This is a genomic window from Pseudomonas sp. OIL-1, from assembly GCF_010669185.1.
GTDB lineage: Bacteria > Pseudomonadota > Gammaproteobacteria > Pseudomonadales > Pseudomonadaceae > Halopseudomonas > Halopseudomonas profundi.
On sequence record NZ_CP048629.1, the window covers coordinates 158115 to 183101 of the forward strand.

The 24987-nt window shown below is 56.9% G+C and carries 25 protein-coding genes; 9 read left to right on the top strand and 16 right to left on the bottom strand.

Annotated elements, in window-relative coordinates:
• Positions 1–201 precede the first annotated feature (201 nt).
• From G3M63_RS00730 to G3M63_RS00760, 7 genes are all read right to left on the bottom strand, one after another.
• Entirely contained in the window at positions 202–453 is a 252-nt protein-coding gene (locus G3M63_RS00730) for a DUF2164 domain-containing protein (protein ID WP_163981586.1), read from the bottom strand.
• A 113-nt stretch (positions 454–566) separates the two neighbouring features.
• A complete protein-coding gene (locus G3M63_RS00735; RefSeq protein ID WP_218573681.1) occupies positions 567–1046 on the bottom strand; it encodes a VOC family protein in 480 nt (159 codons plus the stop codon).
• A gap of 207 nt (positions 1047–1253) precedes the next feature.
• On the bottom strand, positions 1254–2060 hold the full coding sequence (locus tag G3M63_RS00740; protein WP_218573632.1) for an oxygenase MpaB family protein: 807 nt from the start codon (positions 2058–2060) through the stop codon (positions 1254–1256).
• A gap of 213 nt (positions 2061–2273) precedes the next feature.
• Complete coding sequence (locus tag G3M63_RS00745; RefSeq protein WP_163981588.1) at positions 2274–2624, bottom strand: hypothetical protein; 351 nt, start codon at positions 2622–2624, stop codon at positions 2274–2276.
• A 78-nt stretch (positions 2625–2702) separates the two neighbouring features.
• Positions 2703–3119 (bottom strand): GNAT family N-acetyltransferase, encoded by a 417-nt coding sequence (locus tag G3M63_RS00750; RefSeq protein WP_163981589.1) that lies wholly within the window; start codon positions 3117–3119, stop codon positions 2703–2705.
• A 37-nt stretch (positions 3120–3156) separates the two neighbouring features.
• Positions 3157–3639: a DUF1456 family protein gene (locus G3M63_RS00755; RefSeq protein ID WP_163981590.1), complete on the bottom strand. Its 483-nt coding sequence runs from the start codon at positions 3637–3639 to the stop codon at positions 3157–3159.
• A gap of 120 nt (positions 3640–3759) precedes the next feature.
• Complete coding sequence (locus G3M63_RS00760) at positions 3760–4008, bottom strand: DUF3297 family protein (protein ID WP_163981591.1); 249 nt, start codon at positions 4006–4008, stop codon at positions 3760–3762.
• A 179-nt stretch (positions 4009–4187) separates the two neighbouring features.
• On the opposite strand from G3M63_RS00760, the gene G3M63_RS00765 reads away from it, so the two are divergent.
• Positions 4188–4634, top strand: a complete 447-nt coding sequence (locus G3M63_RS00765) for a DUF3010 family protein (protein ID WP_150299410.1) — start codon at positions 4188–4190, stop codon at positions 4632–4634.
• Between the two features lie 181 nt (positions 4635–4815).
• Here the strand turns inward: G3M63_RS00765 and G3M63_RS00770 are convergent, their stop codons facing one another.
• The 4 genes from G3M63_RS00770 to G3M63_RS00785 all read right to left on the bottom strand — a co-directional run bounded on the left by G3M63_RS00770 (position 4816) and on the right by G3M63_RS00785 (position 7314).
• On the bottom strand, positions 4816–5112 hold the full coding sequence (locus G3M63_RS00770) for a type II toxin-antitoxin system RelE/ParE family toxin (RefSeq protein WP_163981592.1): 297 nt from the start codon (positions 5110–5112) through the stop codon (positions 4816–4818).
• The gene (locus G3M63_RS00775; RefSeq protein ID WP_150299408.1) at positions 5112–5366 is read right to left on the bottom strand and encodes a type II toxin-antitoxin system ParD family antitoxin; all 255 of its coding nucleotides are present in this window, start codon (positions 5364–5366) and stop codon (positions 5112–5114) included. Before G3M63_RS00775 ends, G3M63_RS00770 begins: the two co-directional genes overlap by 1 nt.
• Positions 5367–5871: 505 nt before the next feature.
• Positions 5872–6048 (bottom strand): DUF4019 domain-containing protein, encoded by a 177-nt coding sequence (locus G3M63_RS19665; protein WP_371923564.1) that lies wholly within the window; start codon positions 6046–6048, stop codon positions 5872–5874.
• 312 nt (positions 6049–6360) lie between these two features.
• On the bottom strand, positions 6361–7314 hold the full coding sequence (locus G3M63_RS00785; RefSeq protein ID WP_163981594.1) for an alpha/beta fold hydrolase: 954 nt from the start codon (positions 7312–7314) through the stop codon (positions 6361–6363).
• 309 nt (positions 7315–7623) lie between these two features.
• On the opposite strand from G3M63_RS00785, the gene G3M63_RS00790 reads away from it, so the two are divergent.
• Together G3M63_RS00790 and G3M63_RS00795 are read left to right on the top strand one after the other, a co-directional pair.
• The gene (locus tag G3M63_RS00790) at positions 7624–8529 is read left to right on the top strand and encodes an SDR family oxidoreductase (RefSeq protein ID WP_163981595.1); all 906 of its coding nucleotides are present in this window, start codon (positions 7624–7626) and stop codon (positions 8527–8529) included.
• Positions 8530–8883: 354 nt separating this feature from the next.
• Positions 8884–9825, top strand: a complete 942-nt coding sequence (locus G3M63_RS00795; protein WP_163981596.1) for an IS110 family transposase — start codon at positions 8884–8886, stop codon at positions 9823–9825.
• Positions 9826–9919: 94 nt separating this feature from the next.
• On the opposite strand, the gene G3M63_RS00800 is transcribed toward G3M63_RS00795, so the two are convergent.
• Positions 9920–11083: a type III PLP-dependent enzyme gene (locus G3M63_RS00800; RefSeq protein ID WP_163981597.1), complete on the bottom strand. Its 1164-nt coding sequence runs from the start codon at positions 11081–11083 to the stop codon at positions 9920–9922.
• A gap of 752 nt (positions 11084–11835) precedes the next feature.
• Here G3M63_RS00800 and G3M63_RS00805 point away from each other — a divergent pair.
• Positions 11836–15666, top strand: a complete 3831-nt coding sequence (locus tag G3M63_RS00805; protein ID WP_163981598.1) for a DUF1631 family protein — start codon at positions 11836–11838, stop codon at positions 15664–15666.
• Positions 15667–16025: 359 nt separating this feature from the next.
• Positions 16026–17615 carry a peptide chain release factor 3 gene (locus G3M63_RS00810; RefSeq protein ID WP_163981599.1) on the top strand — a complete coding sequence of 530 codons (1590 nt, stop codon included), beginning with the start codon at positions 16026–16028 and terminating at the stop codon, positions 17613–17615.
• A 62-nt stretch (positions 17616–17677) separates the two neighbouring features.
• Here G3M63_RS00810 and G3M63_RS00815 read toward each other — a convergent pair whose 3' ends face one another.
• Positions 17678–18103 carry a hypothetical protein gene (locus G3M63_RS00815; RefSeq protein WP_163981600.1) on the bottom strand — a complete coding sequence of 142 codons (426 nt, stop codon included), beginning with the start codon at positions 18101–18103 and terminating at the stop codon, positions 17678–17680.
• A 371-nt stretch (positions 18104–18474) separates the two neighbouring features.
• On the opposite strand from G3M63_RS00815, the gene G3M63_RS00820 reads away from it, so the two are divergent.
• From G3M63_RS00820 to G3M63_RS00830, 3 genes are read left to right on the top strand one after another with little or no spacing between them, the layout of a single operon-like run.
• Positions 18475–19275 carry a TatD family hydrolase gene (locus G3M63_RS00820; RefSeq protein ID WP_163981601.1) on the top strand — a complete coding sequence of 267 codons (801 nt, stop codon included), beginning with the start codon at positions 18475–18477 and terminating at the stop codon, positions 19273–19275.
• 49 nt (positions 19276–19324) lie between these two features.
• Positions 19325–19786: a hypothetical protein gene (locus tag G3M63_RS00825; protein WP_163981602.1), complete on the top strand. Its 462-nt coding sequence runs from the start codon at positions 19325–19327 to the stop codon at positions 19784–19786.
• A 23-nt stretch (positions 19787–19809) separates the two neighbouring features.
• Complete coding sequence (locus tag G3M63_RS00830; RefSeq protein ID WP_163981603.1) at positions 19810–20634, top strand: SDR family oxidoreductase; 825 nt, start codon at positions 19810–19812, stop codon at positions 20632–20634.
• A 232-nt stretch (positions 20635–20866) separates the two neighbouring features.
• Here G3M63_RS00830 and G3M63_RS00835 read toward each other — a convergent pair whose 3' ends face one another.
• Entirely contained in the window at positions 20867–21886 is a 1020-nt protein-coding gene (locus G3M63_RS00835; RefSeq protein WP_163981604.1) for a Glu/Leu/Phe/Val dehydrogenase, read from the bottom strand.
• Positions 21887–22120: 234 nt separating this feature from the next.
• On the opposite strand from G3M63_RS00835, the gene G3M63_RS00840 reads away from it, so the two are divergent.
• Positions 22121–22972: a Tim44 domain-containing protein gene (locus tag G3M63_RS00840; RefSeq protein WP_163981605.1), complete on the top strand. Its 852-nt coding sequence runs from the start codon at positions 22121–22123 to the stop codon at positions 22970–22972.
• A 53-nt stretch (positions 22973–23025) separates the two neighbouring features.
• On the opposite strand, the gene G3M63_RS00845 is transcribed toward G3M63_RS00840, so the two are convergent.
• Positions 23026–23577, bottom strand: a complete 552-nt coding sequence (locus tag G3M63_RS00845) for a response regulator transcription factor (RefSeq protein WP_150299395.1) — start codon at positions 23575–23577, stop codon at positions 23026–23028.
• On the bottom strand, positions 23574–24848 hold the full coding sequence (locus G3M63_RS00850) for an ATP-binding protein (RefSeq protein ID WP_371923565.1): 1275 nt from the start codon (positions 24846–24848) through the stop codon (positions 23574–23576). Before G3M63_RS00850 ends, G3M63_RS00845 begins: the two co-directional genes overlap by 4 nt.
• Positions 24849–24987 lie beyond the last annotated feature (139 nt).

Here is a 24987-nt window from a genome sequence, read left to right on the forward strand (position 1 = left end):
GTCCGTTTAATACCAGCATTCACTGTATCGGCGGATTAACCTTACGCTTTAGGCGGAAATGCCGTTCTAGAGCAATCAAGTCGGCTAACGGCCCGCAAGTCACTGGATGACCATAGGGTTCGGCAATGCCTTTCGCTCGTGTGTGGCGGGCCCTGTCGACTCCTTCGATCTCCTCCGTTCGCCCAAACGGCACTGCTATGCTTATTTCCGAAATTCCGTGGGACGCTCAAGTTCACAGATCGACTCGGATAAGTCATCGAGCTTGTTGGACAGAACTAACTGAGCGTCGGATAGCCCACGATTATAAAAATATGCACCAACCTCTCCGGAGAAGAAGTCGAGCAAAAACTCCGCGTCAAATTGACCAATTTCTTGCTTGAGCTCTTCGGTGAAGTAGCGCTGAACCTTGTGAACGATGACTGCCTTCTCGTCTTTCGACTTGATTTCCGACATGTACTCTCCAGAGGGGCCTGACGCCGCGCGATGTGTAGTCCTATTCTACTGCTGCGTCGGTGCGCGTCCACTGAGCAACGGGCCGCCCATCATCACACCGGTAGTCTCAAGCTTCAGCCACGGCATGCTTGTTCGATCGTCGCCATGTCAATTTTTTGCATCGTCATCATTGCGTCGAAGGCGCGCTTGGCGGCGGCTCGATCCGGGCTGGTGATTGCTTGCGTCAAGGCGACAGGGGTTATCTGCCAGGAAATCCCCCACTTGTCTTTACACCAACCGCAGTCGCTCTCCTGGCCGCCGTTGTTGATGATGGCGTTCCAGTACTGATCTGTCTCGGCTTGATCAGTTGTAGCGACTTGAAACGAAAACGCCTCGTCGTGCTTGAACGCCGGCCCGCCGTTGAGCCCCAGGCAAGGAATACCCATGACGCTGAACTCAACGGTCAAAACGTCACCTTCCTTACCCGCAGGAAAATCGCCCGGCGCACGATGAACAGCCTCTACGGAAGAGTTGGGAAAAGTACCGGCATAAAACCGTGCCGCGTCTTCGGCATCGCCGTTGAACCAGAGGCAAATCGTGTTTTTTGCTGAGATAGTCATGTCGCATCACGCCTCGCCGCCGCGCTAGTAAGCTTGAAAGACTGCGGCATTAACGGAAGACAATCCTTTAAGTGAGCAGTCTCATTATTTGGAGTCTAGCGTCAGGTCTCTAGAGTTCCAGCCTGCTTGCCCGCTGCGAATGACGAATAGAAAGCAGAGCGGTGGGACGACCTGACACGGCATCCGTCGTTGGCTTACCCGTCATATCAACGGTGCCCCGTTGCGCAGACGCCGACGAAAATCCCAGAGCACAACGAGGAAAGGAAATTGACGAATAACCCGGGGCAGGCAGCGGTTCACAAGTCCGACAGTCGATATGAGTCTATCGAATTTTTTCTGCTGCTTTTCTCCCCAGGTAAAGTGCATCTCCTCACGCACCTGAGGCGGAAGAAAGCCGGCAGTAATGAAACGATTCAGCGGCCCCAAGCTGCGACTGAATACTGTGGGCAGAAATTTCAGCTCTGCAATGTCGGTCAAATAGGCGCGCACCGGAGGATCGATATGGATCCGCGCCAACGCTTGCTGCCAATAGGTCTGATAAGCCGCAAGGTCAGACGGCCAACGCTCCGGTGGTACTTGAAGTGTGGTTCCCAATGCAGCGGCACGCTGATAAAAGCTGCCAGCCGTTGCCGGATCGGGCTCGCCGCGCAACTGACGCCAGGTGTCAGCAAAACCCCAGTAAAGGCAAGCCGCCACCCATAACTGCAGGTCGTGATTGAAGGCATTGTATTGCACAGGTGACTGCGGTGTTGAATAAACCTGCGCATGCACTTCATCAACCGCTTGCCGGTACGCCTGTTTTTCTTGGTTCGTACCGGCCAGGGCTACGGCGAGATAGGTCAGTGTCGTGCGCGTTCGCTTGAGAGGACGACGGAATATCTGCCCGCTTTCTACACGGCTTTCCAGCACGCCGTAGCCTACCCCGGGCCGCGCCAATTGCAGGATGACATTCGCGCCACCTCCCAAAAGCGAAATCCCATCCAGAACGCCGGGGAACTGTTGATCCAATTCACGTGCAGTCAGTGGGATTGGCTCTCGTCCCAACGTCGCGACAGGCTGGGGCCCAGCACCATCTGCATTCATTGTGTTTCTCCCGGCGATGCACTTGGACAATCTCTAAAGAATGTCCTTTGGACCCAACGACTGTTTTTCTCCTCGGGCATTCGCAGCATGGAACACGTCCAGACCAGGCAAAAGATTTTTTCTGACCACGAACAAAGATCACAACCGCCAGACGACTTCGTTACGTAGTCGCTCCACCTGTTTTACGTCGGGCCCAGCCACTGCAGCATACACAAAGGTGGTTTCCCCGTTGGGGATGCACTTTATCGCAGCACGATTAGTCATGAACGTGCCATAGACATAACTACCATTTTTGACTACCCCGACAAACAGCAGTGACTCCAGGATCGCAACACCTTTACGCGCACAGGCTTCAGGAGACTGAACAATCACCTTTTGACCTGACCACAAATGGGGCGGATCTGAAAACACAGCCTCCGGGGAGGGGGCTTCCGGTGTGAATGCACACCCGACCAGGACGAGAAACGGCAGAATTATCAGGTACTTCATCCTCACTCCTTGAGACGGATACGCTGGGCTTTGCGACGGCTTCCAGGCAAGCACGTGACCGACCGACAACGCCCGCGGTCAGTCGCGGATCCGTGTATCGCGCTCCAGCACCCAACAGCGCGGATTGTTGGTAAAGCCAATGTATTCGTAATAGGTGTTTGCAGCGGGCGCCGCGATCAAAATGAGCTTACACCGGGGGCCAAGCTGATTTTGCGTAATGATCTGCAACTTCCGACCGACGCCCTGCCCCTGACAAGACTTACATACAGCAAGGTCTGACAGATAGCAGGCATAGTGGAAATCAGTCACGGACCGAGCGAGGCCGACAAGCGTTCCTCCCTCCCAGGCGGTAACGATCAAATTGCTGTTTGAGATCATGCCCTCCATGCATTCACGGTCCTGCACAGGTCGCCGCTCCCCCAGCGTGGACCGCAACAGCAACTCTATGAATTCGTCGGTGGTAACCAGGGCGTTGGTTCTGTACTCGATGGTCATGGCTTCCTGGGGCAGCTAACGGGCGAAATGGACGGCTTTATTGTAACTCTGGATCAACCTCACCAGGCCTCAAATGAAGCTGAATGCCGAGCAGAAACTTGCGAAGGATCTGGTCTTTGCATTCTCGATAATTCTTATTTTCCGGCTTGCGAAAAAAAGCACTTAGTTCATGCTTGCTTAAACGAAATCCGGCCAGCTCTAACATCTGCAATACGCCTTCAGCCTGCAAATTAAGAGCAATCCGTAATTTCTGCAATACCATATTATTGTTGAGGTGCTTTTCTTGCGGTTGTTGCGCTCCGTCACGCTTGCCACGCTTGAAGTTAATAAAACCATTCAGAAAAGCTACCATGTCACTGTCATTCATTCTGAGGAATCCGTCGTCCTCCTCTCTTTTCAACCAGGCAGCCACCTGCTCTTCGCTCACGTCAATATCGGTCAAGGCGAGTATATCGACCACAGCGGTATCTCTTAAATCAAATGTATAGCGTAAGCGGCGTAAAATATCATTGTTGGTCAAAATTCAATTCCTGGTTTTCATATAATCCAAGCGTCATACAGAAATTCACTGGGGATTTTGTTTTTACTGATTCAGACGTTGGTTACTTAACGGAATTGAACGCCCCAAGCCGTAGAAAATTTAGCTGTAAAAGGCTTCAACCCTGCCCTTCAGCGTGATCAGTAGTGGCTGTCCCCGGCGGTCCAATCCCTTAGGCGAAGGGATTTTTATCCAGCCTTCGCTGATGCAATACTCCTCGACGTTGGTACGTTCTTTTCCATTCAACAGAATGCCAATATCATGTTCGAAAATTGCTTCTACATAATGCGGGCTACGGGGATTACTCGACAGTCTATCCGGTAAGGGAGGTAGCGATTTGGCATCGTTCATGCGGCGGTCCTGAGCTGGGATAAAGCCAGCTATCTTAGACAGTAAAGAACAAGCACTCAAGAACCACAGCGAGGTTGTCAGCGCCGCCAGATGAGGTCTGGAGACAATTGGCGGCAACACCCAAAATCACCTCGCAAATTTGCGCTACAATGCGCGGGTCTAGCCAAACCGGGTGCTCTATGAAAGTGTGTGGTGTTGAAATCAGCAGTAATGATGTGAACGTGTGTTTGTTGTCGCTGACAGACGAAATTTTTGAGCTACCCGATTTTCGCTCCCGGCGGCTGACCTTGACAGACATCAACAGCACACATGAGCTGCGCTATTTTCAGCAGACCTTCGCCAAGTTGATGCAGGATTACAAGGTAGACCGTGTGGTTGTCCGGCAGCGACCGATGAAGGGCAAATTTGCTGGCGGCGCGGTCGGTTTCAAGCTGGAAGCGGCCATCGAACTGATCAGCGATCTGGACGTGATAATCATGTCGCCGACCGAGATCAAGGAATCACTGAAGCGCAACCCGATCCAGATTGACTATGCCGAAACTGACCTCAAGGCCTATCAGGAGGTTGCCTTCAATACTGCCTATGCTTATCTGATGAAAGATAAATACGCCGCCAAGGAAGAATAGAGGCGCTAGGCAGCGCGGCCGCCAGGTGCTAATCAAGGCTGGCGGGGCGGTGCAAGCGGAAGCTTTCCATCCCAGATGCGCCAATCATCGAGGTGTGGACTAAGAAGCCATCGACGACGTGGGCGACAACAGCACGGAACCTAGCTGGAAAACATGCGCTGCACCAAAAGGTAGCCGCCAGCTAATCCAGAAGCCTTTGCGGTGCATCCATGTCCTCGTGCAGAACACGAACAATGAGCACTTGCGGCTCTAGCACTTGATAAAAAACAGCGTGATGCTTTACCTGCAATCTGCGATATCCGGGAAGAACATGGGCGTAGTTAGAGCCGAGAGATGGATGATTAATCAGCTGATTCATTCCTGCTTCAAGCTGATCCAGGTAACTATCCGCCTGATCAACCCCCCATTCTTCGCAGGTATATATCCAGATTCCGGTGAGATCAGATTCCGCCTTCGGCGTGACGGTTAACCTAAGCACTAATCCGACGCCTTCATTCGCTTACGGCCAGCCGCTTTGATGGCCGATATGTCGAGCGGCTTAGGTTTCCCGCTTGACTCACCTTCAGCGAGGGCCTGCCTCAGCGTGGCAAGACGTTCTTTGGCCTGCTGGTCTCTCCGGATGAGATCGCGGATATACTCGCTATCATTGCCAAAGTGACCGCTCTCAATCTGGCCCTTCACCCAATCGTCTTGCTGTTCAGTCAGCGTGATGGTCTTCCGGTGCATGCTCATGGCTGAGCTCCTAACAAATCAGAAAGTATGACAATATCATACTGCTTACTTGCGCCGATTCAACCCCCCAATTTCTTGTCGTCCAACGTTTGGTTAAGGGGCGGGCTTCAGCCCGTCCCAGTGAGCAGAGCGAACGGTTTGAACCAGTTGTTAGGAATGTGCTTTGTTGTCCCGCGCTTTCTGGAGGTGCGTGGTGATGTCAACGATCCGGAACTTTAGCAAAGAATGTTCAACTGACCCCAATTAAGACCCGAGCCTGCTCGGCGACATTTGGATCTTTATGCGCGAGGAAAAGTCTTTGGTGTGCTTTTCGTAGTCGATTTCGGTGCAGCCCTCCATCAGGTTGTCCATCAATGGACTCACGACTTGTAATATCGCCGCATCTGATTTCGCTAATAGTTGCATGTTCGATCCTTGGAGTTAACGCCCTCAGCATGCGCAGCCCTGGAATGAAGCTGAAGGCGCAATGGAATGTGCATCGCCGTGCCTGCTATTACCAAGTGTATTACTTGACAATATAGCCAACCACTTGCCACTCATCACTCGATTTGTTAACCGTTACCGTTTCCATAATCGAATCGCTGTGTTCGAATTCGGCATCCATGATCACAACTGCACATTCGCCAACAAGGGCCGCGGAATCTTGTACGGTTTCTGACCCTCCTGCTCCCAGAATTCGCAGTTATATGTATCGAGATAGAACTGGTCGTCAAGCGCACTGGATTAACCAAGGTCAACTCGTCTCCGTTCTTGAGCACGATCATGTTTCGATTCATCCACATTCCGGGCCCCATCTTGATGCTGCCATGCAGAAGATACACACCGGGGTATAAGAGGCTGAGTTCGTCCTGAGGATATGCTGGTGCGTACATCACTTTTCCTTAATAAAAATACCGATGGAGCAAGTTGCCTTGGTCGCCCGACGGTAAGCCGCAGACAGGCCTATCGTCCACGCCCGTGTGCGGCCCCAGCCGCCTAGCATTCTGTTGCCTCGCTAAGAACGCTCCCCAAACGAAGCTCGAAACGCCTGGTAGTCTTCCGCCACTTCGGCCGGCGCTTCCATCATCGGCAGGTGGCCTGTGTCGGGGACCAGAAATACAGAGCTGCCGTCGATCAGGTTGTGCAGGACCTCAGCCGAGGAGTGATGGAACAGCTTGTCTTCCTGGCCCCATACAATACGCGTGGGGACTGACAGGCCTGCGGCGATGCGTTCGAGCGGCTGCGTTGCCGCCTCTTGATTGAGTTCTGCCATGATTCGGCTGTGGAGCCTGTAGTTCTCGGCGGCGCTTTCAGCAAAGGCATCCTTGACCGGATCGGGATAATAAGGCGGCTGCTGTGTGGTCAACTTGAGTGATTCGTCCAGTTCTTCACGATTGCTCGCTACCAGTGGCAACTGCTCGCCGCGTTGTAGGCGCTTTATCACTTCGCTGGGCTGGGCGCTCATGACGCCCGACGGCGCCAGCAGCCATAGACTTTCAACCCTGTCGGGATACTGGGCGGCATAGGCAGCAGCAATGCGGCCGCCCATGGAGTTACCACCCAGATGCACCTTGTCCAGCCCCAGCGCCTCAATAATGTCGCTCAGGTAGCGAACCTGATCAGGCGTGTAATACTGTCCACCGGCCGGTTTGTCGCTGTCGCCAAACCCAGGGAGGTCTATCGCAATCACCCGATGGTGGGACGTCAGGTGATAGGCAACCCTGTTCCACTCGTCCTTGTTGGCGCCCATACCGTGAATCAGAAGCAACGGCTCCCCCGTGCCGCCTTCGAGATAGGCCACCTGGAAGCCGGGAATATCAACTGTGTGCGACTCGAGATCGGCCAGTTGACGCTCAACCCCGAGATAGGTAGCAGACACTTCGGATGGTGGCCCAGCATGGACCCATACGGCGATACCCGCTAACGCGAAAACGGAAACAGCGAATGCTGACAGGAGAAGTCGTTTCATTTTTATAGTCTCGGACCGTTAGCTCTTGGTGCAGATAGGCGCAGCCGCTCTGCTGTGCGGCATAGGCGGCAGTAGTATTGGATTGGATTGCAGGTGTAAGTTTTCGCGCAGCGCACGTTTTGTGACGTACTTCCGTTAGATTCGCGTTCTGCAGCGGTTCCTCGCCTGCGGCCGTTCAGGACGTGGCACGAACCGATATTCACCGGCTTATGCCGGGCTATTCACGTTGACCTTATCCCTTGGCGAATTGAAACAAGTGTTTAACACTGGCAGTCCTTTTTCAACGCCCGTATAGATTAGGAGCATTTCATGAGCGATATCCGTTTTGACGACAAGGTCGTCATCGTAACCGGCGCCGGCGGCGGTATTGGTCGTGCGCACGCGCTGTTGTTCGCCAAGCATGGCGCCAAGGTCATCGTCAACGACCTGGGTGGTAGCGCACAGGGCGAAGGCGCGAACAGCGAAGCGGCGTTGAAAGTCGTTGAAGAGATCAAGGCCGCCGGCGGCACTGCGGTAGCCAACCCGGACAACGTAATCGACGGCGACAAGATCGTGCAGTGTGCGATGGATAACTTTGGCCGTGTCGACGTAGTGGTCAATAACGCTGGCATCCTGCGTGACAAGAGTTTTGCCAAGATGACCGACGCTGACTGGGATCTGGTCTACAAGGTCCACGTTGAAGGCGCCTACAAGGTCACGCATGCGGCATGGCCGTATATGAAGGACAGCAACTTCGGTCGGATCATTTTCACTGCTTCGACTTCCGGCATCTACGGTAACTTCGGACAAGCCAATTACGGCATGGCCAAGCTGGGCCTTTACGGTCTGACGCGCACACTGGCAATCGAAGGCCGCAAGAACAACATCTTCGTCAACGCCATTGCCCCGACTGGCGGTACGCGCATGACCGAAGGTCTGTTCCCGCCTGGTGCGTTCGAAAAGTTGAAGCCGGAGCTGGTCAGCCCGCTGGTGGCCTTTCTCTGCTCAGAACAGTGCAAGGAAACCGGCAGCCTGTTCGAAGTTGGCGGTGGCTGGATGGGCAAGGTGCGTTGGGAGCGTTCACTGGGTATCGGTTTCAACCCGGACGAGGGGTATAGCCCGGAAGATGTAGCGGCGAATTTCGAGCAGCTGTGCAGCTTCGAGAATGCGGTGCATCCGAAGGACAATATCGAGGCGCTGCGTGAGCTGATGGCGAATATTCAGAAGTTTAGTTAAAGAAGGAGCTGAAGGAGCCTCGAGCTGGGCTGGGCTGGTTCGAGGTTTGTGAGTGAAGGGAGACTTGGTCGTTTTGGTGAACCATAAGGCGTCCTGCGGACGCCATCGCGGCGGGTCGCCCCTTGTATGGTTTTCCTACAGGTCCAGAACCAAAATGGACCTGTCAGGGTGGAGGGGTAAACGCCCCTTCCGACCGTTCGGTACGGACTGTGGGAGATTCAGCCCCACCCTCACCATAACGCCAATAGAGAATCCATCGGCAGAGCGCGGCCCGCTCGGACCGACAATATGTTGCAAGCCAGCGTCTGGTGAGCCCTGACAAGTCAAAGATTACTTTAGCTTGGAGGACTTACCATGGCAAAGGCAGTCGAACCCGTTCTGACCGGTGTCGATGTCAGCAAAGCGGAACTGGTGATAGCTCGCAGCGATTCGTCTGGCGTGGAGACCATTAGCAACTCCGTAGGTCCTTGCAAACGCTGGCTGAAGTCGTTGCCCCCTGGATCCAAGATTGCTTTGGAGGCGACCGGTATCTATCACCGTCAGCTTGCCAAGTTGGCGCACGAAGCAGGGTTTGAGCTCTATTTGCTGGATGGGTACAAGCTCAACCATTACCGCAGCGGCGTCGGTACCCGAGCAAAGACTGATGCTTCAGATGCCAGGCTCATTCTCCGCTATCTCACCAAGGAAATGGACAGTCTTAAACCGTGGATACCGGCCCATGATGCCTTCTATCGCGTCCAGGGGCTGATGCGCCGCCGAGCATCGCTGGTTCATACCAGAGTGGCCCTTAGTCAAAGCCTGCAAGACATACCGGAGCTGAAGCAGACTGCCAAGCAGCTCGATGCGCACATTCGCCGCGTAGAGCTGCTGATCGTTCAGCGGTTAAAACAAGCCATGGCAGATGTCGGTTGGTGGCTTGATGCCAAGCGCTGCAAGGCCATCGAAGGCATCGGGGACCTTACCGGCATAGCCTTAGCCAACACCTTCCATCGCGGCCCCTTTAGAACCAGTGACGCCTTCATCGCCTTCCTGGGCATGGACGTCAGGGTCAGAGACTCAGGCACTCAAACAGGCCGACGTAAGCTAACCAAGAAAGGCGATCCAGAGCTGCGCCGGCTTCTTTACAACGCGGCCATGGCAGCGCGAAAAACACAGGCCTGGAAAAGCCTCTATGAGGCCTATATTGCACAAGGGCTCAAGCCGACCCAGGCGTTGGTCAAGCTGGCTAGGAAACTGGCCCGCATCGCTTTTGCCTTAATGCAGAACCAAACCACCTATCAACCAAAAACACCCTGAAAGGGGTTGTGGGGAACCATAGAATCTCCTACAAAAGACAGCGGACCCGCAGCCTCTCACAAAAAGAGCAGGCGGACCCGCTGCGTCCTCTGGCTCAAACGTAAAACGCTTCCAGCGGTGGGAAGCCGTTGAACTCGATGGCGCTGTAGCTGGTGGTGTAGGCGCCGGTGGAGAGCCAGTACATACGGTCGCCGATGGCGAGGTTCAGCGGCAGGCCGTATTTGTAGTTCTCGTACATGATGTCGGCGCTGTCGCACGTGGGTCCGGCGATCACTGCTTCCTCAAGCTCCCCTTTCTTGTCTGTCCAGATCGGGAATTTGATCGACTCGTCCATGGTCTCGATCAGGCCAGAGAATTTGCCGACGTCGGTGTACACCCAGCGCTCCAGCGCGGTGTGCGACTTACGCGACACAAGCACCACTTCGCTGACCAGAATGCCGGCATTGGCAATCAACGAGCGGCCCGGCTCGAGGATGATCTCGGGCAGTTCGTCGCCAAAGTCCTCGTGCAGGAACCGGGTGATCTCTTCAGCGTAGACCTGAAGGGTATTGGTCTTGGTGATGTAATTGGCCGGGAAACCACCGCCCATGTTGATCATCTTCAGAACAATGCCGTCTTCTTCCTTCAGACGCTCGAAGATCACCTTCACCTTGCCGATGGCGGCATCCCAGGCGCCAATATCGCGCTGCTGGGAGCCGACATGGAAGGAAATACCATAGGGTTCCAGACCCAGCTCGCGGGCCAGCACCAGCAGGTCCATGGCCATATCGGTCTGGCAGCCAAACTTGCGTGACAGCGGCCAGTCGGCCGTGGTTGAGCCCTCTGTCAGAATGCGAACATAGACCTTGGACCCCGGCGCAGCCTTGGCGATGTTGCGCAGGTCAGCTTCGGAGTCGGTGGCATAGAGACGCACGCCCTTTTCGTAGAAAGCGCGAATATGGCGGGACTTCTTGATGGTATTGCCGAAGCTGATCTGCTCCGGCTTGACGCCCAGCGCCATGACCTTCTCCAGCTCATAGATGGAGGCGATATCGAAGTTCGAACCTTTACTCTTCAGCAGATTCAGCACTTCGTTCGATGGATTGGCCTTAACTGCGTAGTAGATCTTGCCGAAGGGGAAGCCTTCGACCAGTTCGTCATAGGCGCGATCGATGGTTTTCAGGTCAACCACCAGGAAGGGCGTTTCATGCTGGTCGGCACGCTGCTTGATGCGGTTGAAAGTTTCTTTGTCGAAGTAGTCTTCAAGTTTGATAGACATGGCATGGCTCCAAAGCTACGAATTCAGTTTCGGGGCGGGTGAGGACATGGATGATCAGATGCAGGGCAGACAGACGGCCTGACTCTCGGATAAAAGAGAGCGGCGCCTTCCGACGGAAGCGACTCTGAACGCGTAGCCAACACACAACCCGGGGGTGCGAACGTCTGATCAGTATCCCCACTTTGGTTCGCCTACTTCCCAAGGCGTGCGCCGAAAGCAATAAGCCCGCAACCTGCGGTCTTGCTGTCTCGTCGTCAGTACTTGAGCCGTATGGATCGTGCCAGCCTCAACGTTCGCGGCGAACCATAGAACCTTGCGTACACGGGGTCAATACCCGTCCCGAAAATCTCCCTGCGGACACTTCAATCCAACCAGGAGCCAGGCAGGCGCGCCACCCCTGGCCACTTGATTGCTGTTCAGAGTAGACCATGGCATCGGCGCTGCATTCCGTAACGAGCGAACCGGCGGTCGCGCTACACCCTGCTGCTGCGCCCCGGAACAGACAGTTGAAACCGGATGCGTGCCTCGCCAGGCACGGGCATCTGATAGCTGCTCCGGTTGCGCCAATCACAACGCACAAACAGTTAGCGTATGATCCCCGAATCGCCCAGCGCACAGCGCCGCGATCTTCTTCACAGGAAATCCGCGCATGGCTGGCTTTGACCATGCGAACTGAATTATCGTACCTATGCACCCGATCCCTATGCACTAGAATGGATCGTGCAGGAACAGGACAGCCAACCGGGGAAATCGTGACGGCGGAAAAACGTAAATTCACCCGTCAATCAGCTTCGATTGCCGGCACGCTAGTGCTAGGCGACCAGGGCGAATTTGACTGTGTGATCAGCGATTTCAGCCAGGGCGGCATGTTGGTGATACTGACTGGCGCCGGGCAGCTGGGCCGGCTCCGCGGGTTGCTCAAGGTCGACAAGCGGGCCACGGTTATCTACCAGCTCGAGGGCAGGAATATCGCAGTCGACGTGAGTGTGGCCCATGTCAGCCGTCAGGGCATCGGCTTGCAGCTGGCGCAGCAGGATTCTCGTTTCGTACTCAATATTCAACGCGCAGCCAGACTCTTCGCCGTGGAACAGTCAGCGCCGGCGGTAAGCATCGTCGCGCCGACGCAGCAACCGCTTGATCCACTCAGCAAGGCGCAGCTGATTAAAAGCACCAACCATCACGTCGCAGAGTTTTTCAATCGCTGCTTCCCGGAATATATAGGCACCCTCAAAGATGCGCTGATCACCGAAGCTGACCGTCAACGCAGCCAGACGGCTCAGCAACCCTTCTTCGACACGCTAGGCATCATCCGCACGCAGCAGATGCATCTTGTGCCTGACCTTTCAGCGAAGATCAGTGCGGACGCGGCGGAGGCGGCCGATGGTCGCTTCATTGAGGCCTGGCAAGCGCGGAAACCCCGTAACGAGCGCGCCGGACTGTCCCTGGTCGAGAAGAATGAGTTCGAGGATTGGCTGGTCATCCGCAAGGCCATCTCCAAGGCCGAAATCATCCTTCGGGAACAATTGCTTGAGTTGCAGCTGCGGCTGGATGCGGCATTTGGCTCGCCCGACGCATCTCACTGTTACAACCCCTACTCGCCCAGTGCGCTGTGTTACGGGTTCGCCGAGGTCACTCGTGACTGGCGCCTCACCGGCAAGGTTCAGGTCGTTGCCTTCAAGGTGCTTTACGATGTATTGCTAAGCAATCTTGCCACGCTCTACCGCAGCCTGAACCGGTTGTTTATCGAGGCCGGCGTACTCCCCGATATCGATGTAGAGCAGTATCTGACTGAACAGGCCATACGCGAGCGCAAGGCCAGCGACCCGAGCAGGGACCAGGAGTCGCCGCAAGCCGAGGCAAAGATCACGCCCCCTGTCCCGCCGCCTGAACCGCAGCAGCCGGTGCAGGCCGATGCCCCGAAGACAGCGCCTGGTGATGCGAAAGCAACACCGAGCGCCTTCAACACCGCCACGCGCTTGTGGTCCGCGCATAAGCGCCTGAATAACGGCACAGCCGGGCGGCTGACGTTGCCCGACGAGCCAGCGGAGCCGCCCCAGCCGAGTCGTGCGACTCTTTCAGCACTGCAGCAGATGCAACAACAATTGCTTGCGCAGCATGCCGATCTGGCAAAGCCCGGCGCACTCAAGCAATTGATTGAAGCCAGCGATCCGGGCGTGCAGCTGTCAGAGTTTGAAGAAGACTCTGCCGATATGATCGAAAACCTGTTCGACAACATCGTGCAGAGCGATCAGGTTGCAGACGATTTGCGCGATGAAGTACGCAAGCTGGAGGTGCCGGTCCTGCGCGTGATGCTCAAGGACCAGAGCCTGTTCACCGCCGACTTCCACCCTGCGCGCCAGGCGGTCAACCACATAGCCCTGTTGTCGGATCAAGGCAGCACGCACGCCGCGCACAACAAGGCTGCGGTGATTAACGCGATCACCACGATCCTTGAGAGCAGTGATGACGAAGGGTTCACCCGCTCGCTGCTCATCCTCGACCAGCTCGTCGCCAAGGAAAAGCGGCTCGTCGAACGCAACCTGCGCCGCATTGCGGAAGCGGCCGACGGCCAGCAACGGATTCGCAAAGCCCATCAGCTGATTGATCGCGAGCTTGTTCGTCGACTCGGGTCCCGCCCGGTCCCTGCTCCGGTGCTTGAGCTGCTCGAACACGGCTGGAAAGGCTTGATGATGCTGTGCCTGTTCAGGCAGGGCGATGACAGCAGGTCCTGGGATCTGACGCTGGCGATTGTCGATCAGCTGGTCGCGCGCACGCTTTCTGATGCTGAAGAAGCGTCCGGCAACCTGATCCGCATCGATGCCCTGCTCAGGCTGATCGGCAAGGGCCTGGCCAAGGTGCACGATGCCGAGGGCCGGCATGAACAACTCCTTGAAAATATCGAAAATCTGCTGAACGGACAGGCGTTCGCCTCGTTGGTGTATCGCAGCACAACGGAGCCTGAGGAGGAGCCGAACGAGAACGATGCGACTGCCCTGCGCTGGATCAAGCGGGCCAAGGGGCTGCGCAAGGGCCAATGGCTGGAATGCCTGGCGCCGCCACAATCCCCGGTCCTGTATCAGCTTGCCTGGGTAGCGGATGACTTCAGCCAGTTCATTCTGGCCAACCAACAGGGCAAGAAAGTCGCTGAATTGTCCCTGCATGAAATGGCTCAGAAGCTGCGCCACCGCTCACTTTCTGCGCTTGAACATGCCGCTCTGCCAGCCGTTGAACAGGGCCTGGACACGCTGGTACAAAAGATTTACGAGAAACTGGCGTTTGAGGCCTCTCATGACCAGCTCACCGGTTTGTGCACGCGCAGGGAATTCTCCCAATGCATCGCCCACAGTGTCGCCAACGCCAAGGAACACCAGCGACGCCACACGCTCATCTTCATCGACATATTGCAGTTCAAACTGGTCAATAACACCTGCGGCTACGAAGCCGGTGACCGCTTGCTGCAAGAGCTTTCGCGGAGCTTACAGGCTGTCGCCGGTGATGATGCAATCGTCGGCCGCATCGGCGCTGCCGAATTCGGCGTCGTAGTTCCGCTCGATGCCGAAGTCGAAGGCTTCCAGCTTGCCTCGGCAATCAAGGTTGAAATCGAAAGCACACGTTTCGAGGAAGGCGGTCACAGCTTTGTTATCAATACCGCGATGGCGCTGCTCGGTTTCGACCATACCAACGACCGCATAATGGAATTGCTGAGAACGGTGGAGGTCGCTGCCGAGATCAGCAAAAAGGCCGGCCGCCGCAAGATCCAGGTCGCTCATCCAGGCGATGCCCGACTCGAAGAGCGAAACGAGGTAATGAACTGGGTAACCCGCATAAATCGCGCGCTCGATGAAAACTCGCTGAAGCTCCGGTGTCAGGCGATCAATCCGATTCAAGGCTCCGTGTTGCCGCACTATGAAATTCTGCTGACAGTGGTGGACGACGCAGGCAACCATTTGCCGCCGGGCGAATTCATCATGGCTGCAGAGGAATTCAATCGCATGGCGGCCGTCGATCGCTGGGTGATTGAAGCCGTGTTCGGCTGGATGACCGAACACCTGCCGGGCCTTGAGCATCTTGGTGGCTTCTCCATCAACCTGTCCGGCCATTCATTGAATGATGAGACCTTCACCGATTTTCTGTTCGACGCCCTGATCCGCTATCCGGTCCCACGAGACAAGCTCATATTCGAGATTACTGAGACCACGGCCGTCGCCAATCTCGAAGATGCCTCCGATTTCATCAACGAGATGCGCGGCATCGGCTGCCGCTTCTCGCTGGACGACTTTGGCGTCGGGCAATCGTCATTCTCCTATCTGAAACGCCTGCCAGTGGACTTCATAAAGATCGACGGGTCTTTTGTCGTCAACATCGCCGAGGACCCGGTCGATTTTGCGCTGGTCCGGTCGATTACCGAGATGGGACACTTCCTGGGAAAGAAGGTCATTGCGGAATACGTGGCGGATGCCGCGATATTGGAAGCGGTATCCTCGATCGGAGTGGATTATGCGCAGGGATTTCACTTCGGTACGCATGTAATGCTTGATCAGCTGGTATTGGCGCCGCCTGTTACCAGCGAGATCGACGTTTAGCCCGGGCGTCCTGCGGCCGCCATCGCCGCGATCGCCCATCCCACAATGGGCAGAGGGCCACCGCACTTATTCGTAGGAGGCGTGACCTCACGGCGATCTGGCCGCCAGGCCAGTTGTTTGAATTAACCCCCCGGGCGTCCTGCGGCCGCCGTCGCGCCGGGGGCGACCCTCCCACAAAAAACTGGTGTCATGACTCGGGTCTTTTCCACGCCGTATCCGCCTGTATGCAGCCATGCATTGAGTCATGACGCGAAATCAACGAAAATGCCGGCCAGGTTATTCCCCTGCGCGTATCCAACCCCGATATACAGTATGCCGCCCGGTTGGCCCTATCGCCCGCACACCAGAAGATTCAACAGATGACAAACACCACTATTCAGCGCGAGGTTGGCAAACGCCGCACCTTCGCGATTATTTCTCACCCGGACGCGGGTAAGACCACCATTACCGAACGATTATTGCTGATGGGCCAGGCGATCAGTGTGGCAGGCACGGTAAAAGCGCGTAAATCCGATCGTCACGCCACGTCCGACTGGATGGCAATGGAGAAACAACGGGGCATCTCTGTTACGACCTCGGTGATGCAGTTCCCCTACCGGGATTGCATGGTCAATCTGCTGGACACCCCCGGTCACGAGGATTTCTCCGAGGATACCTATCGCACACTCACGGCTGTGGATTCAGCGCTGATGGTGCTGGACGGCGGTAAAGGTGTCGAGCCGCGTACCATCGCGCTGATGGATGTCTGCCGTCTGCGCGACACGCCCATCGTCAGCTTCATCAACAAGATGGACCGTGATATCCGCGACCCCATCGAGCTGCTGGATGAAATCGAGTCGGTACTGAACATAAAGGCCGCGCCCATCACCTGGCCGATCGGTTGCTATCGCGATTTCAAGGGCGTGTACAACCTGTCCCAGGACCACATCATCGTCTACGAGCCAGGCCATGGCCATGAGCGTACCGAGGCGCGCATCATCCACAAGCTTGATTCGGATGAGGCCCGTTCGCACCTGGGTGATCTGTATGACAATTTTGTCGATGAACTGGAGCTGGTTCAGGGCGCTTGCCATGAGTTCGACCAGGCTGCGTTCCTGCGCGGCGAGATGACCCCGGTCTTCTTCGGTACCGCTCTGGGTAACTTCGGGGTAGAGCAGGTACTTGATGCCATCGTCCGCTGGGCCCCGGCACCGCTGCCCCGCCCCGCTCACGAGCGGACCGTGGAACCGGTCGAGGATACTTTCACCGGCTTCGTTTTCAAGATCCAGGCAAACATGGACCCCAAGCACCGGGACCGTATCGCCTTCATGCGTATCTGCTCCGGGCGTTACGACAAAGGCATGAAAATGCACCATGTGCGCACCGGCAAGGACATGCGCATGCCTGATGCGCTGACCTTCTTCGCCTCCGAGCGCGAGCACCTGGAAGAAGCCTGGGCGGGCGACATTATTGGTCTGCACAACCACGGCACCATCCAGATCGGCGATACATTCACCCAGGGCGAGAAGATCGGCTTTACCGGCATCCCGCACTTCGCTCCGGAGCTGTTCCGCCGTGTACGCCTGAAGGACCCGCTCAAATCCAAGCAACTGCGTCAGGGCCTCCAGGAACTGGCCGAGGAAGGCGCAACGCAGGTGTTCTTCCCCGAGCGCAGCAATGACATCATCCTCGGCGCCGTGGGAATATTGCAGTTCGATGTGGTCGCCAGCCGGCTCAAGGAAGAATACAAGGTTGAGTGCCTCTACGAGCCGATCAACGTCTGGTCAGCGCGCTGGATTGAATCAGGCGACAGGAAGAAACTTGAGGAATTCCGGAACAAGGCCATGGAGAATCTGGCCATAGACGGTGGCGGGCATCTTACTTACCTTGCGCCCACGCGCGTCAACCTGAACCTGACCGAGGAGCGCTGGCCGGATATACGTTTCCGCGCGACACGGGAAACGCACTAATCTGCTGTTATCGAGCGGCCCGGCAAAACGGGTCGCTATCTACCATTCAAGCAAAGCCCCAATCAGAACCAGTACCGCTCGGCCTGCTGCGATAAACTGCCGTTCAGGGCTTTCTCGCAGCCAGCGTGTAAAAATGCCGACTGATGCACGCTGCCCCGGCTCGACCGACGACCTGCCAGGCAATCACCATCCGGGATGCGTTGCGCTTGTGAAGCGACAGTACCCGAAGTCCAACTGTCGAAAGCATTGTACTGTGCCAGTTCTCCACAGCGACGGGCTGATGTAAACCTATCAGACACCTGTTGCTGACCACTCTTGATGCCCGGCTGAGCGGCTTCATAACACAAGCGCAGACTGGATATCGAGGTTACGTCTCCCTGTGCGGATAGTTCATGACGCGCCTGCATCCCGAAGGCAGTCGCCATCAGACATATCACCGCTACCGACATGCCGCCACCCGAACGTACCCAGTTAGTTTTGTAGATCATGCCTATCACACTCCGTTTGCGATCTGCTACTGACAGAAAACCGTCTCCCGGCTAATGTCGCCTTCCGGGGATTCCCGGTCCGACAAATCAAACATGGGGCAGCATCCATTCCATGGACGACACTCTGAGCGGGGCTACCCGATCAGGACCAAATCACCCAAGCAAAAAGCGAACCATCGCTGCATGCATTTGATATATCTAGATTTTATAGATTATCCAACCAATCCCTCTTCGTCTCAGCGCACCGCGTTGTGCCATCATTCAGGCACTGCACTGAAAGCGTGCACTTCGCTCCGGGACGTCTGCACTCGAATCAGACCCGGCTAAATGTGCCATGCTATTTAGCAACCTACTCTCTGAATATGTCAATTATGCGTTATATCGATACCCATACTCATATCGACTGTCCGGATTTTGACGCGGATCGCGAGAAAGTTATAAGTAATGCGAAGTCCGTCGGAATCGAGCGGATTCTGATCATGGGCATCACTGGGTCCAACTGGGACCGGTTATGGAAACTGGTTCTGTCAGATCCGGCGCTGTTCGGGGCGTTCGGGCTGCACCCGGTTTTTCTCGACGAACACCGTAAAGAGGATATCGACGCGCTACAGACGCGCCTCGCCGCCCTGTCCGGTCATCCGCAGTGCTGCGCGGTAGGAGAAATCGGGCTCGACTACTTCCTGCCCGAACTGAACCGTGAGCGACAGCAGACGCTGCTCGAGGCGCAGCTGCAGTTGGCCAGTGATTTCAATCTGCCTGCGCTCCTGCATGTTCGTCGCGCCCATGCGCCAATGATTGCCACCCTCAAACGCTTTCGTCTGAAACGCGCGGGCATAGTGCACGCCTTTGCAGGAAGCCGCGAAGAAGCCAGAGAATATATAAAGCTGGGATTCAAGCTCGGTCTCGGCGGCGCGGCGACCTGGCCGCAGGCCACACGCTTGCGTCGGACCCTTGCTGAACTGCCTCAATCAAGTCTGGTACTGGAAACCGATGCGCCGGATATGGCCCCCAGCTTCCAGGCATACCAGCGCAACAGCCCCGAGTTCCTACCGGAAATCTGTCGCCAATTGGCCGAACTGCGCGGCGAAGCAACCGAAGAGCTGGCTCAGGCCTGCCTCGATAACAGTTGTGAATTATTCGGCTGGTCATCCACAAAGCGCCAGGTCTGTTAGAGTCGTCCGGACGTCACACTTACCAACCATTCCACACAAGGAGCTGTTCATGGCATTGGGCATTGTCCTGCTATTGGCCTGGTTGATCCTGCTGGTACGCTTCCCGCGGCCCATGGTTCCTGCGAGTCTGGTCCTTGTTGGCCTGGCGCTATTGCTCGGAGCTATCGTTGCGACCATGCAGTGGCTAGACGGCCGACGAGCGGATCAGCTGGATATGAGCGTCGCCTACGCACCAGACGCCTGCGAGTTCGGTAAACCACTGCGCGTCGATATCATCAACAACAGCGCGCATACCGTTACCCTTATCAGCTGGCGGTTGCTGGCCGCACAGCCCGGATTCAACACCAATCTGGTAGATACCAGTACCACCGCCGCCACTTACCGCGTTGACCAGTCGATTCCCCCCGAAGGTGACTGGACGGGCTGTTACCGGGTGCCTCGTCTGCGCACCGGTTATCGGGCACCGGATCTGGACTATCGGATGGACGACGTCCGTGCCGAATTTCAATAACTAATAACAATCAGGATCGCAGCATGAACAAACCCGTAGCATTGATAACCGGTTGCTCATCCGGCATTGGCCAAGCGCTGGCAGAGATAATGATCGACGCGGGGTACCAGGTCTGGGCCACCGCGCGTAAACCTGGCAGCCTTTCGGCGCTGGTCGAACGTGGCGCGGTCGCGGTAGAGCTGGATGTGAACAATGCCGAACAGCTCGCTGCCTGCGCCGCACGCCTGCAAAACGAAGCCGGCCGGCTGGATGTGCTCGTCAATAACGCAGGCTACGGTGCAATGGGCCCGGTGCTTGATGCTGATCGCGAGACGCTGCTCAAGCAGTTCGACACCAACGTGTTTGCTCCGCTCCAGCTGGTGCGCGCTACGGCCGATCTGCTTCGTGCAAGCGAGGGTCTGATCGTCAATATCGGCAGCGTCTCCGGCGTAACCACCACGCCTTTCTCCGGTGTTTACTGCGCTTCGAAGGCGGCCCTGCATGCGCTGTCCGATGCTCTGCGTCTTGAGCTCACGCCGTTCGGAATCAAGGTGCTGACAGTCAAACCGGGATCCATTGCATCCGACTTTGGTAACAACGCCACAGCCGCCATTACCATCGACGACAATTCCTGGTTCAAGCCCTGGGAAAAAGGCGTCCAGGCACGCGCCATGGCTTCGCAAAAAGGCGACTCGACGCCGGCCCGTGACTTTGCTGTGGAGCTGATGGGTTATATCAAGAATCCGCTACGCCCGGAGGAAGCGCTGATCGGCGCCAACAGCCGGAAGATGGTCAGCCTGAAACGTTGGCTGCCTACCTCAGTACTCGACGCGCAACTGCGCAAACGTTTCCGTTTGGACAAGGGCTGAAGGTGGAGGCTCAAGGCTGGAAGCTGGAAGGGTTAGGCCGGAGTTGTTGGCTGGGTTTTTGCGCTCGCTCGAGCGCAGAAGGAACAGACCCTAGCGCTGGGTGCCCCCTGGGTGGCCCGGGCACCAGCTCGTACCAGGCTGGTCGGCTATGCAGCAGTCGCGCTGAACCTCTCCATGGAGCCCGGCTACTCCCAGGTTCAGATCAGCATGGCCAGCCACGTCCCGCGGCCCTTCAGGGATACAGAATGTCTTCGGCCTGGCGATCCGCGATGGTCGCCGGTGAGCGACCTTCGGCCTCGCTCTGCGCGAAAATGCTGTCCAGCCGGCTACCGATGCTGTCGATGCGTCCGGCTATAGTACTCGCTGGCTCTCCCTTGTAAGTCAGCGCTACATATAGCAGCCCGCCAGCGTTGATCACGTAATCCGGCGCGTACAGTATGCCGCGAGCGTCCAGCAGGTCGGCGGCATCGGCATCAACCAGCTGATTATTGGCCGAGCCGGCCACGGCGGCGCAGCGCAGTTGCCGGATGGTGTCAGGGTTGAGAACACCGCCCAGTCCACAGGGTGCAAGCACATCGCAGGGAGACTCATACACAGCATCCAGAGCAACCGGCTGCACGCCCAGTTCGTCCACAGCGAGACGCACCTTGCCTGGATCGATATCCGCAGCCAGTACTTCTGCCCCTTCAGCGACCAGTAACTCCGCCAGCGCATAGCCGACATTGCCCAGCCCCTGCACCATGACCCGCACGCCGTTCAGCGAGGACTGCCCCAGACGCTCACGCGCTGCTGAGCGAATGCCCGCGAGCACGCCCAGCGCAGTATGCGCAGAGGGATCACCGGCCTGGGTGGTACTGGTCACGAAGCTGGTCTCACGCGCGATGCAGTCCATATCCTCACTGCTGGTGCCGCTATCGACCGCCGTGATGTAACCGCCACGCAAGGACTGGATGCAGCGGCCGAATGCCTCGAAGAGCGCGGCACGATTGTCTACATGCGGCTTGCGGATAATCACCGCCTTGCCCCCGCCCTGCTCCAACCCAGCCAGAGCTGCCTTGTAACTCATACCGCGAGCCAGCCGTACTGCATCCGCCACGGCGGAATCGAAATCAGCGTAGGCCTGGTAACGGCAACCGCCCAGCGCCGGCCCCAGTCGGGTGTTGTGAATAGCGATAACGGCTTCGAGGCCGGTCGCCTGGTCAGCAAAAACATGCAAAGCCTGAACGTTTTCCGAATGCATTCGTGTAAACATGCTGTCCTCGCCTGAAGCCCTGGATAGCAGACTGCACCTGACAGATTCCAACCGGCAAAACGATTGCGCGTGTCAGCTCTGGCGGTGCACCTGGTTGCGCCTTGCCTTAATCACTCACAACGCGTTCCAGAGGCTCCCGTATAGTGTGGGATTGACACAACGATACACATTAAAGCTGGTCAGTGACCAATAGTGTTTGGCACTATTTCGGCTGATCAAATTGGAGTAACGCACATGCGCTGGTTGATACCTTTCTTTACTGTCTTCCTTATGGTCGGATTGACTGTTCCAGATGCCGAAGCACGCCGATTTGGCGGCGGCAAAGCGTTCGGTTCTGCTCCGGCGCACAAGAGCCAACCGGCTCAGCGTCAACAGCAACAATCCCAGGACCAACAAGCGGCACCGCGCAATCAGCAGCAGCCTGGTGCTGCGTCCGGCGCCAGTCGTTGGCTGGGTCCGCTGGCAGGCATTGCCGCGGGTGGCTTGCTCGCATCGATGTTTTTCGGTGACGGTTTCCAGGGCATCCAGTTGCTGGACATCCTTATCGTCGGCCTGATCGCCTTCATGCTGTTCAAGCTGTTTGCGCGTCGCCAGGCGAGTCAACCACAGCCGCAACCGGCCGGTGGGGGGCACTTCCGCCAATCACCGATCGAACCGCCGCGCCCCGCACCGACGGCGCCCGCTTCGGTAGCGTCCAGCGTAGCACCGGTGAATACACCTGCCTGGTTTGATAGCGAACGCTTCCTGCGTGGCGCTGAAGAACACTTCTTCACCTTGCAGCGGCACTGGCGCGACAATGATGTAGAGGGCATGGCTGAATACGTGGATGCGCCGTTACTGGAAGAACTGCTAGCTACCCGCAGCGACAATCCTCCGATGCCGAACGGTTTTGTCGAACAGCTGCAGGTTCGTCTTGAAGGTGTAGATGAGATCGACGGGCGTGCGATAGCCACGGTCGGCTTTACCGGTCTGGATCGCGACACGCCTGAAGACGACGGCACCTGGTTCGATGAGAGCTGGCGCCTGGAGCGTGCGGCCGGCGAGAACCAGCCGTGGATTATCTGCGGAATCCGTCAGAACAGCTGACGTCATCTGAATGGTTGATGCGCTGCATCAACCATTTGCCAAGCGCCCGGGCGTCAACGACGTACCGGGCGTTTTTGTAGTTTGCGCTGCAAGGTGCGCCGATGCATACCGAGGGCTCGGGCGGTTGCGGAAATATTGCCTTCGTGCTCCGCCAGCACGCGCTGGATGTGCTCCCACTGCAAGCGATCAACGGACATTGGGTGGTCAGGCACCAAGGTGTCGGGGTCGGCCTGATCGGACAGCAACGCAGTCAAAACGTCGTCGGCATCTGCTGGCTTGCACAGATAGTTGCAGGCTCCTCGCTTGATCGCTTCCACCGCGGTGGCGATGCTCGAGTACCCGGTGAGAATCACCACCTTCAGGTCGGGGTAGAGCTCCAGCAGACGCGGCATCAGCACCAGACCCGATTCACCTTCCATTTTCAGGTCCAGAACTGCGAAATCAGGACGCTCCTGTTTGGCCAGCTGCATGGCTTCCTCTGCCCCGCCTGCCGTCTCAACGCGCAAGCCCCGGCGCGCCAGCGCGCGGGCGAGTACCCGGGTAAAGGTCGGGTCATCATCAACGAGCAACAGTAGCGGCTGCTCTTCGGTACTCTCGTCAGTCATAGGTCCACCTCCGTTGCGGTTGGCAGAGTCACCTCGGTGAGGGTGCCGCCTCCGTCCTGATTATAAAGCCTAACGCTGCCGCCGAGGCGCTCAACCGCGGCCTGACTGAGAAACAGGCCCAATCCAAAGCCTTTCTTGCCCTTGGTCGTCAGAAAGGCCGTACCCAACTGTTCCGCTATATGCAGCGGCACCCCGGGACCATAATCGCGAATGCGCAATCGTAGCCAGTCCGCGTCCCAGACCAGCTCGATCTGGATATTGTTCGGACAGGCGTCGGCAGCATTATTCAATAGATTGAGCAGCGCCTGCCCAAGCTCCGGACCGGTCTGAATCCAGGGCACCTCGCCTTCAGGTAAAGGCTTCCATTGCCAGCTTGCCTCGGGACGCATCAGATGCCAGCGCGCGAGCACTGTGTTCAGCCAGGCATCTGCCCGCTCCCGTCGGCGCGGCTTGAGCCGATCATCCTCCGCGGTGCGCACCATGTGTTGCAGGCTCTCCTTGCACTGAGCGACCTGTTGCTGGAGCAGCGTCAGGTCCTCCTGCATTTGCGGGTCAGCGACATAATCGGCACGCATGTCCTTGAGCAACACGCTCATGGTCGATAACGGGGTCGAGAGCTCATGTGCTGCGCCGGCTGCAACACTGGCGATGCCGAGCAGCTGGGCATCCCGAAGCCCCTGCTCGCGGCGCTCGGCCAGGTGGTCAGCGTGCTGACGCAGGGCTGCAGCCATGCGCACCACAAAAAAACTGATTAACGCAGCGCTCATGGCGAAGTTCAGCCACATGCCGATCACGTGCAGGTTGATCATGTGGCTGACCACCGGCAGTTCGAAGGCGTCCAGCGGTTTGTACCAGACCAGCAGCAGGCTGTAGGCGCTGATTGCAACACATGCCAGCAGCAGCGTGTAGAACCATGGCAAGGTAGCGGCGGCGATAGTCAGGGGCACCAGATAATAGGAAACGAAGGGGTTGGTGGGGCCGCCGGAGTAGTACAGCAGAACACTGTGCACCAGCATATCGAACAGCAGCTGCAGGCCGTACTCCGGCTCCGTCACTGGCCAGCCGCGACTCAGGCGCAAAACCGTCAGCACGGATACCAGCGCTGATATGCCCAGCGTGATAAGCAGGGGCAGCCATGGCAGAGGAAACCAGCCGCTCAGGTATGCGCCCGCGACAGACAATGATTGAGCAACCCAGACCAGCAACCGAATAAGAATCAGACGCCAGAGGTTCTGACGAGTCGGAGACAGCGCAAGGGTGTTGGGACTGATGAAAAACCGCTGCATTGTGTTTAGCGCTCCAGTGTTGGGCCCCAGCCTTGATTGGTCTTTCCTCGCGGCGTCAGGGAAAGATCGATAAGCGCTGGTATCTATATATCTATAACATCGGCAGGATACCTTTTTCGCTTGC

Coding starts and splice junctions, on each gene's coding strand:
- G3M63_RS00730 (WP_163981586.1), bottom strand. CDS start 453: ATGTCGGAAATCAAGTCGAAAGACGAGAAGGCAGTCATCGTTCACAAG.
- G3M63_RS00745 (WP_163981588.1), bottom strand. CDS start 2,624: ATGAAGTACCTGATAATTCTGCCGTTTCTCGTCCTGGTCGGGTGTGCA.
- G3M63_RS00750 (WP_163981589.1), bottom strand. CDS start 3,119: ATGACCATCGAGTACAGAACCAACGCCCTGGTTACCACCGACGAATTC.
- G3M63_RS00760 (WP_163981591.1), bottom strand. CDS start 4,008: ATGAACGATGCCAAATCGCTACCTCCCTTACCGGATAGACTGTCGAGT.
- G3M63_RS00765 (WP_150299410.1), top strand. CDS start 4,188: ATGAAAGTGTGTGGTGTTGAAATCAGCAGTAATGATGTGAACGTGTGT.
- G3M63_RS00775 (WP_150299408.1), bottom strand. CDS start 5,366: ATGAGCATGCACCGGAAGACCATCACGCTGACTGAACAGCAAGACGAT.
- G3M63_RS00785 (WP_163981594.1), bottom strand. CDS start 7,314: ATGAAACGACTTCTCCTGTCAGCATTCGCTGTTTCCGTTTTCGCGTTA.
- G3M63_RS00790 (WP_163981595.1), top strand. CDS start 7,624: ATGAGCGATATCCGTTTTGACGACAAGGTCGTCATCGTAACCGGCGCC.
- G3M63_RS00795 (WP_163981596.1), top strand. CDS start 8,884: ATGGCAAAGGCAGTCGAACCCGTTCTGACCGGTGTCGATGTCAGCAAA.
- G3M63_RS00800 (WP_163981597.1), bottom strand. CDS start 11,083: ATGTCTATCAAACTTGAAGACTACTTCGACAAAGAAACTTTCAACCGC.
- G3M63_RS00810 (WP_163981599.1), top strand. CDS start 16,026: ATGACAAACACCACTATTCAGCGCGAGGTTGGCAAACGCCGCACCTTC.
- G3M63_RS00815 (WP_163981600.1), bottom strand. CDS start 18,103: ATGATCTACAAAACTAACTGGGTACGTTCGGGTGGCGGCATGTCGGTA.
- G3M63_RS00820 (WP_163981601.1), top strand. CDS start 18,475: ATGCGTTATATCGATACCCATACTCATATCGACTGTCCGGATTTTGAC.
- G3M63_RS00825 (WP_163981602.1), top strand. CDS start 19,325: ATGGCATTGGGCATTGTCCTGCTATTGGCCTGGTTGATCCTGCTGGTA.
- G3M63_RS00830 (WP_163981603.1), top strand. CDS start 19,810: ATGAACAAACCCGTAGCATTGATAACCGGTTGCTCATCCGGCATTGGC.
- G3M63_RS00835 (WP_163981604.1), bottom strand. CDS start 21,886: ATGTTTACACGAATGCATTCGGAAAACGTTCAGGCTTTGCATGTTTTT.
- G3M63_RS00840 (WP_163981605.1), top strand. CDS start 22,121: ATGCGCTGGTTGATACCTTTCTTTACTGTCTTCCTTATGGTCGGATTG.
- G3M63_RS00845 (WP_150299395.1), bottom strand. CDS start 23,577: ATGACTGACGAGAGTACCGAAGAGCAGCCGCTACTGTTGCTCGTTGAT.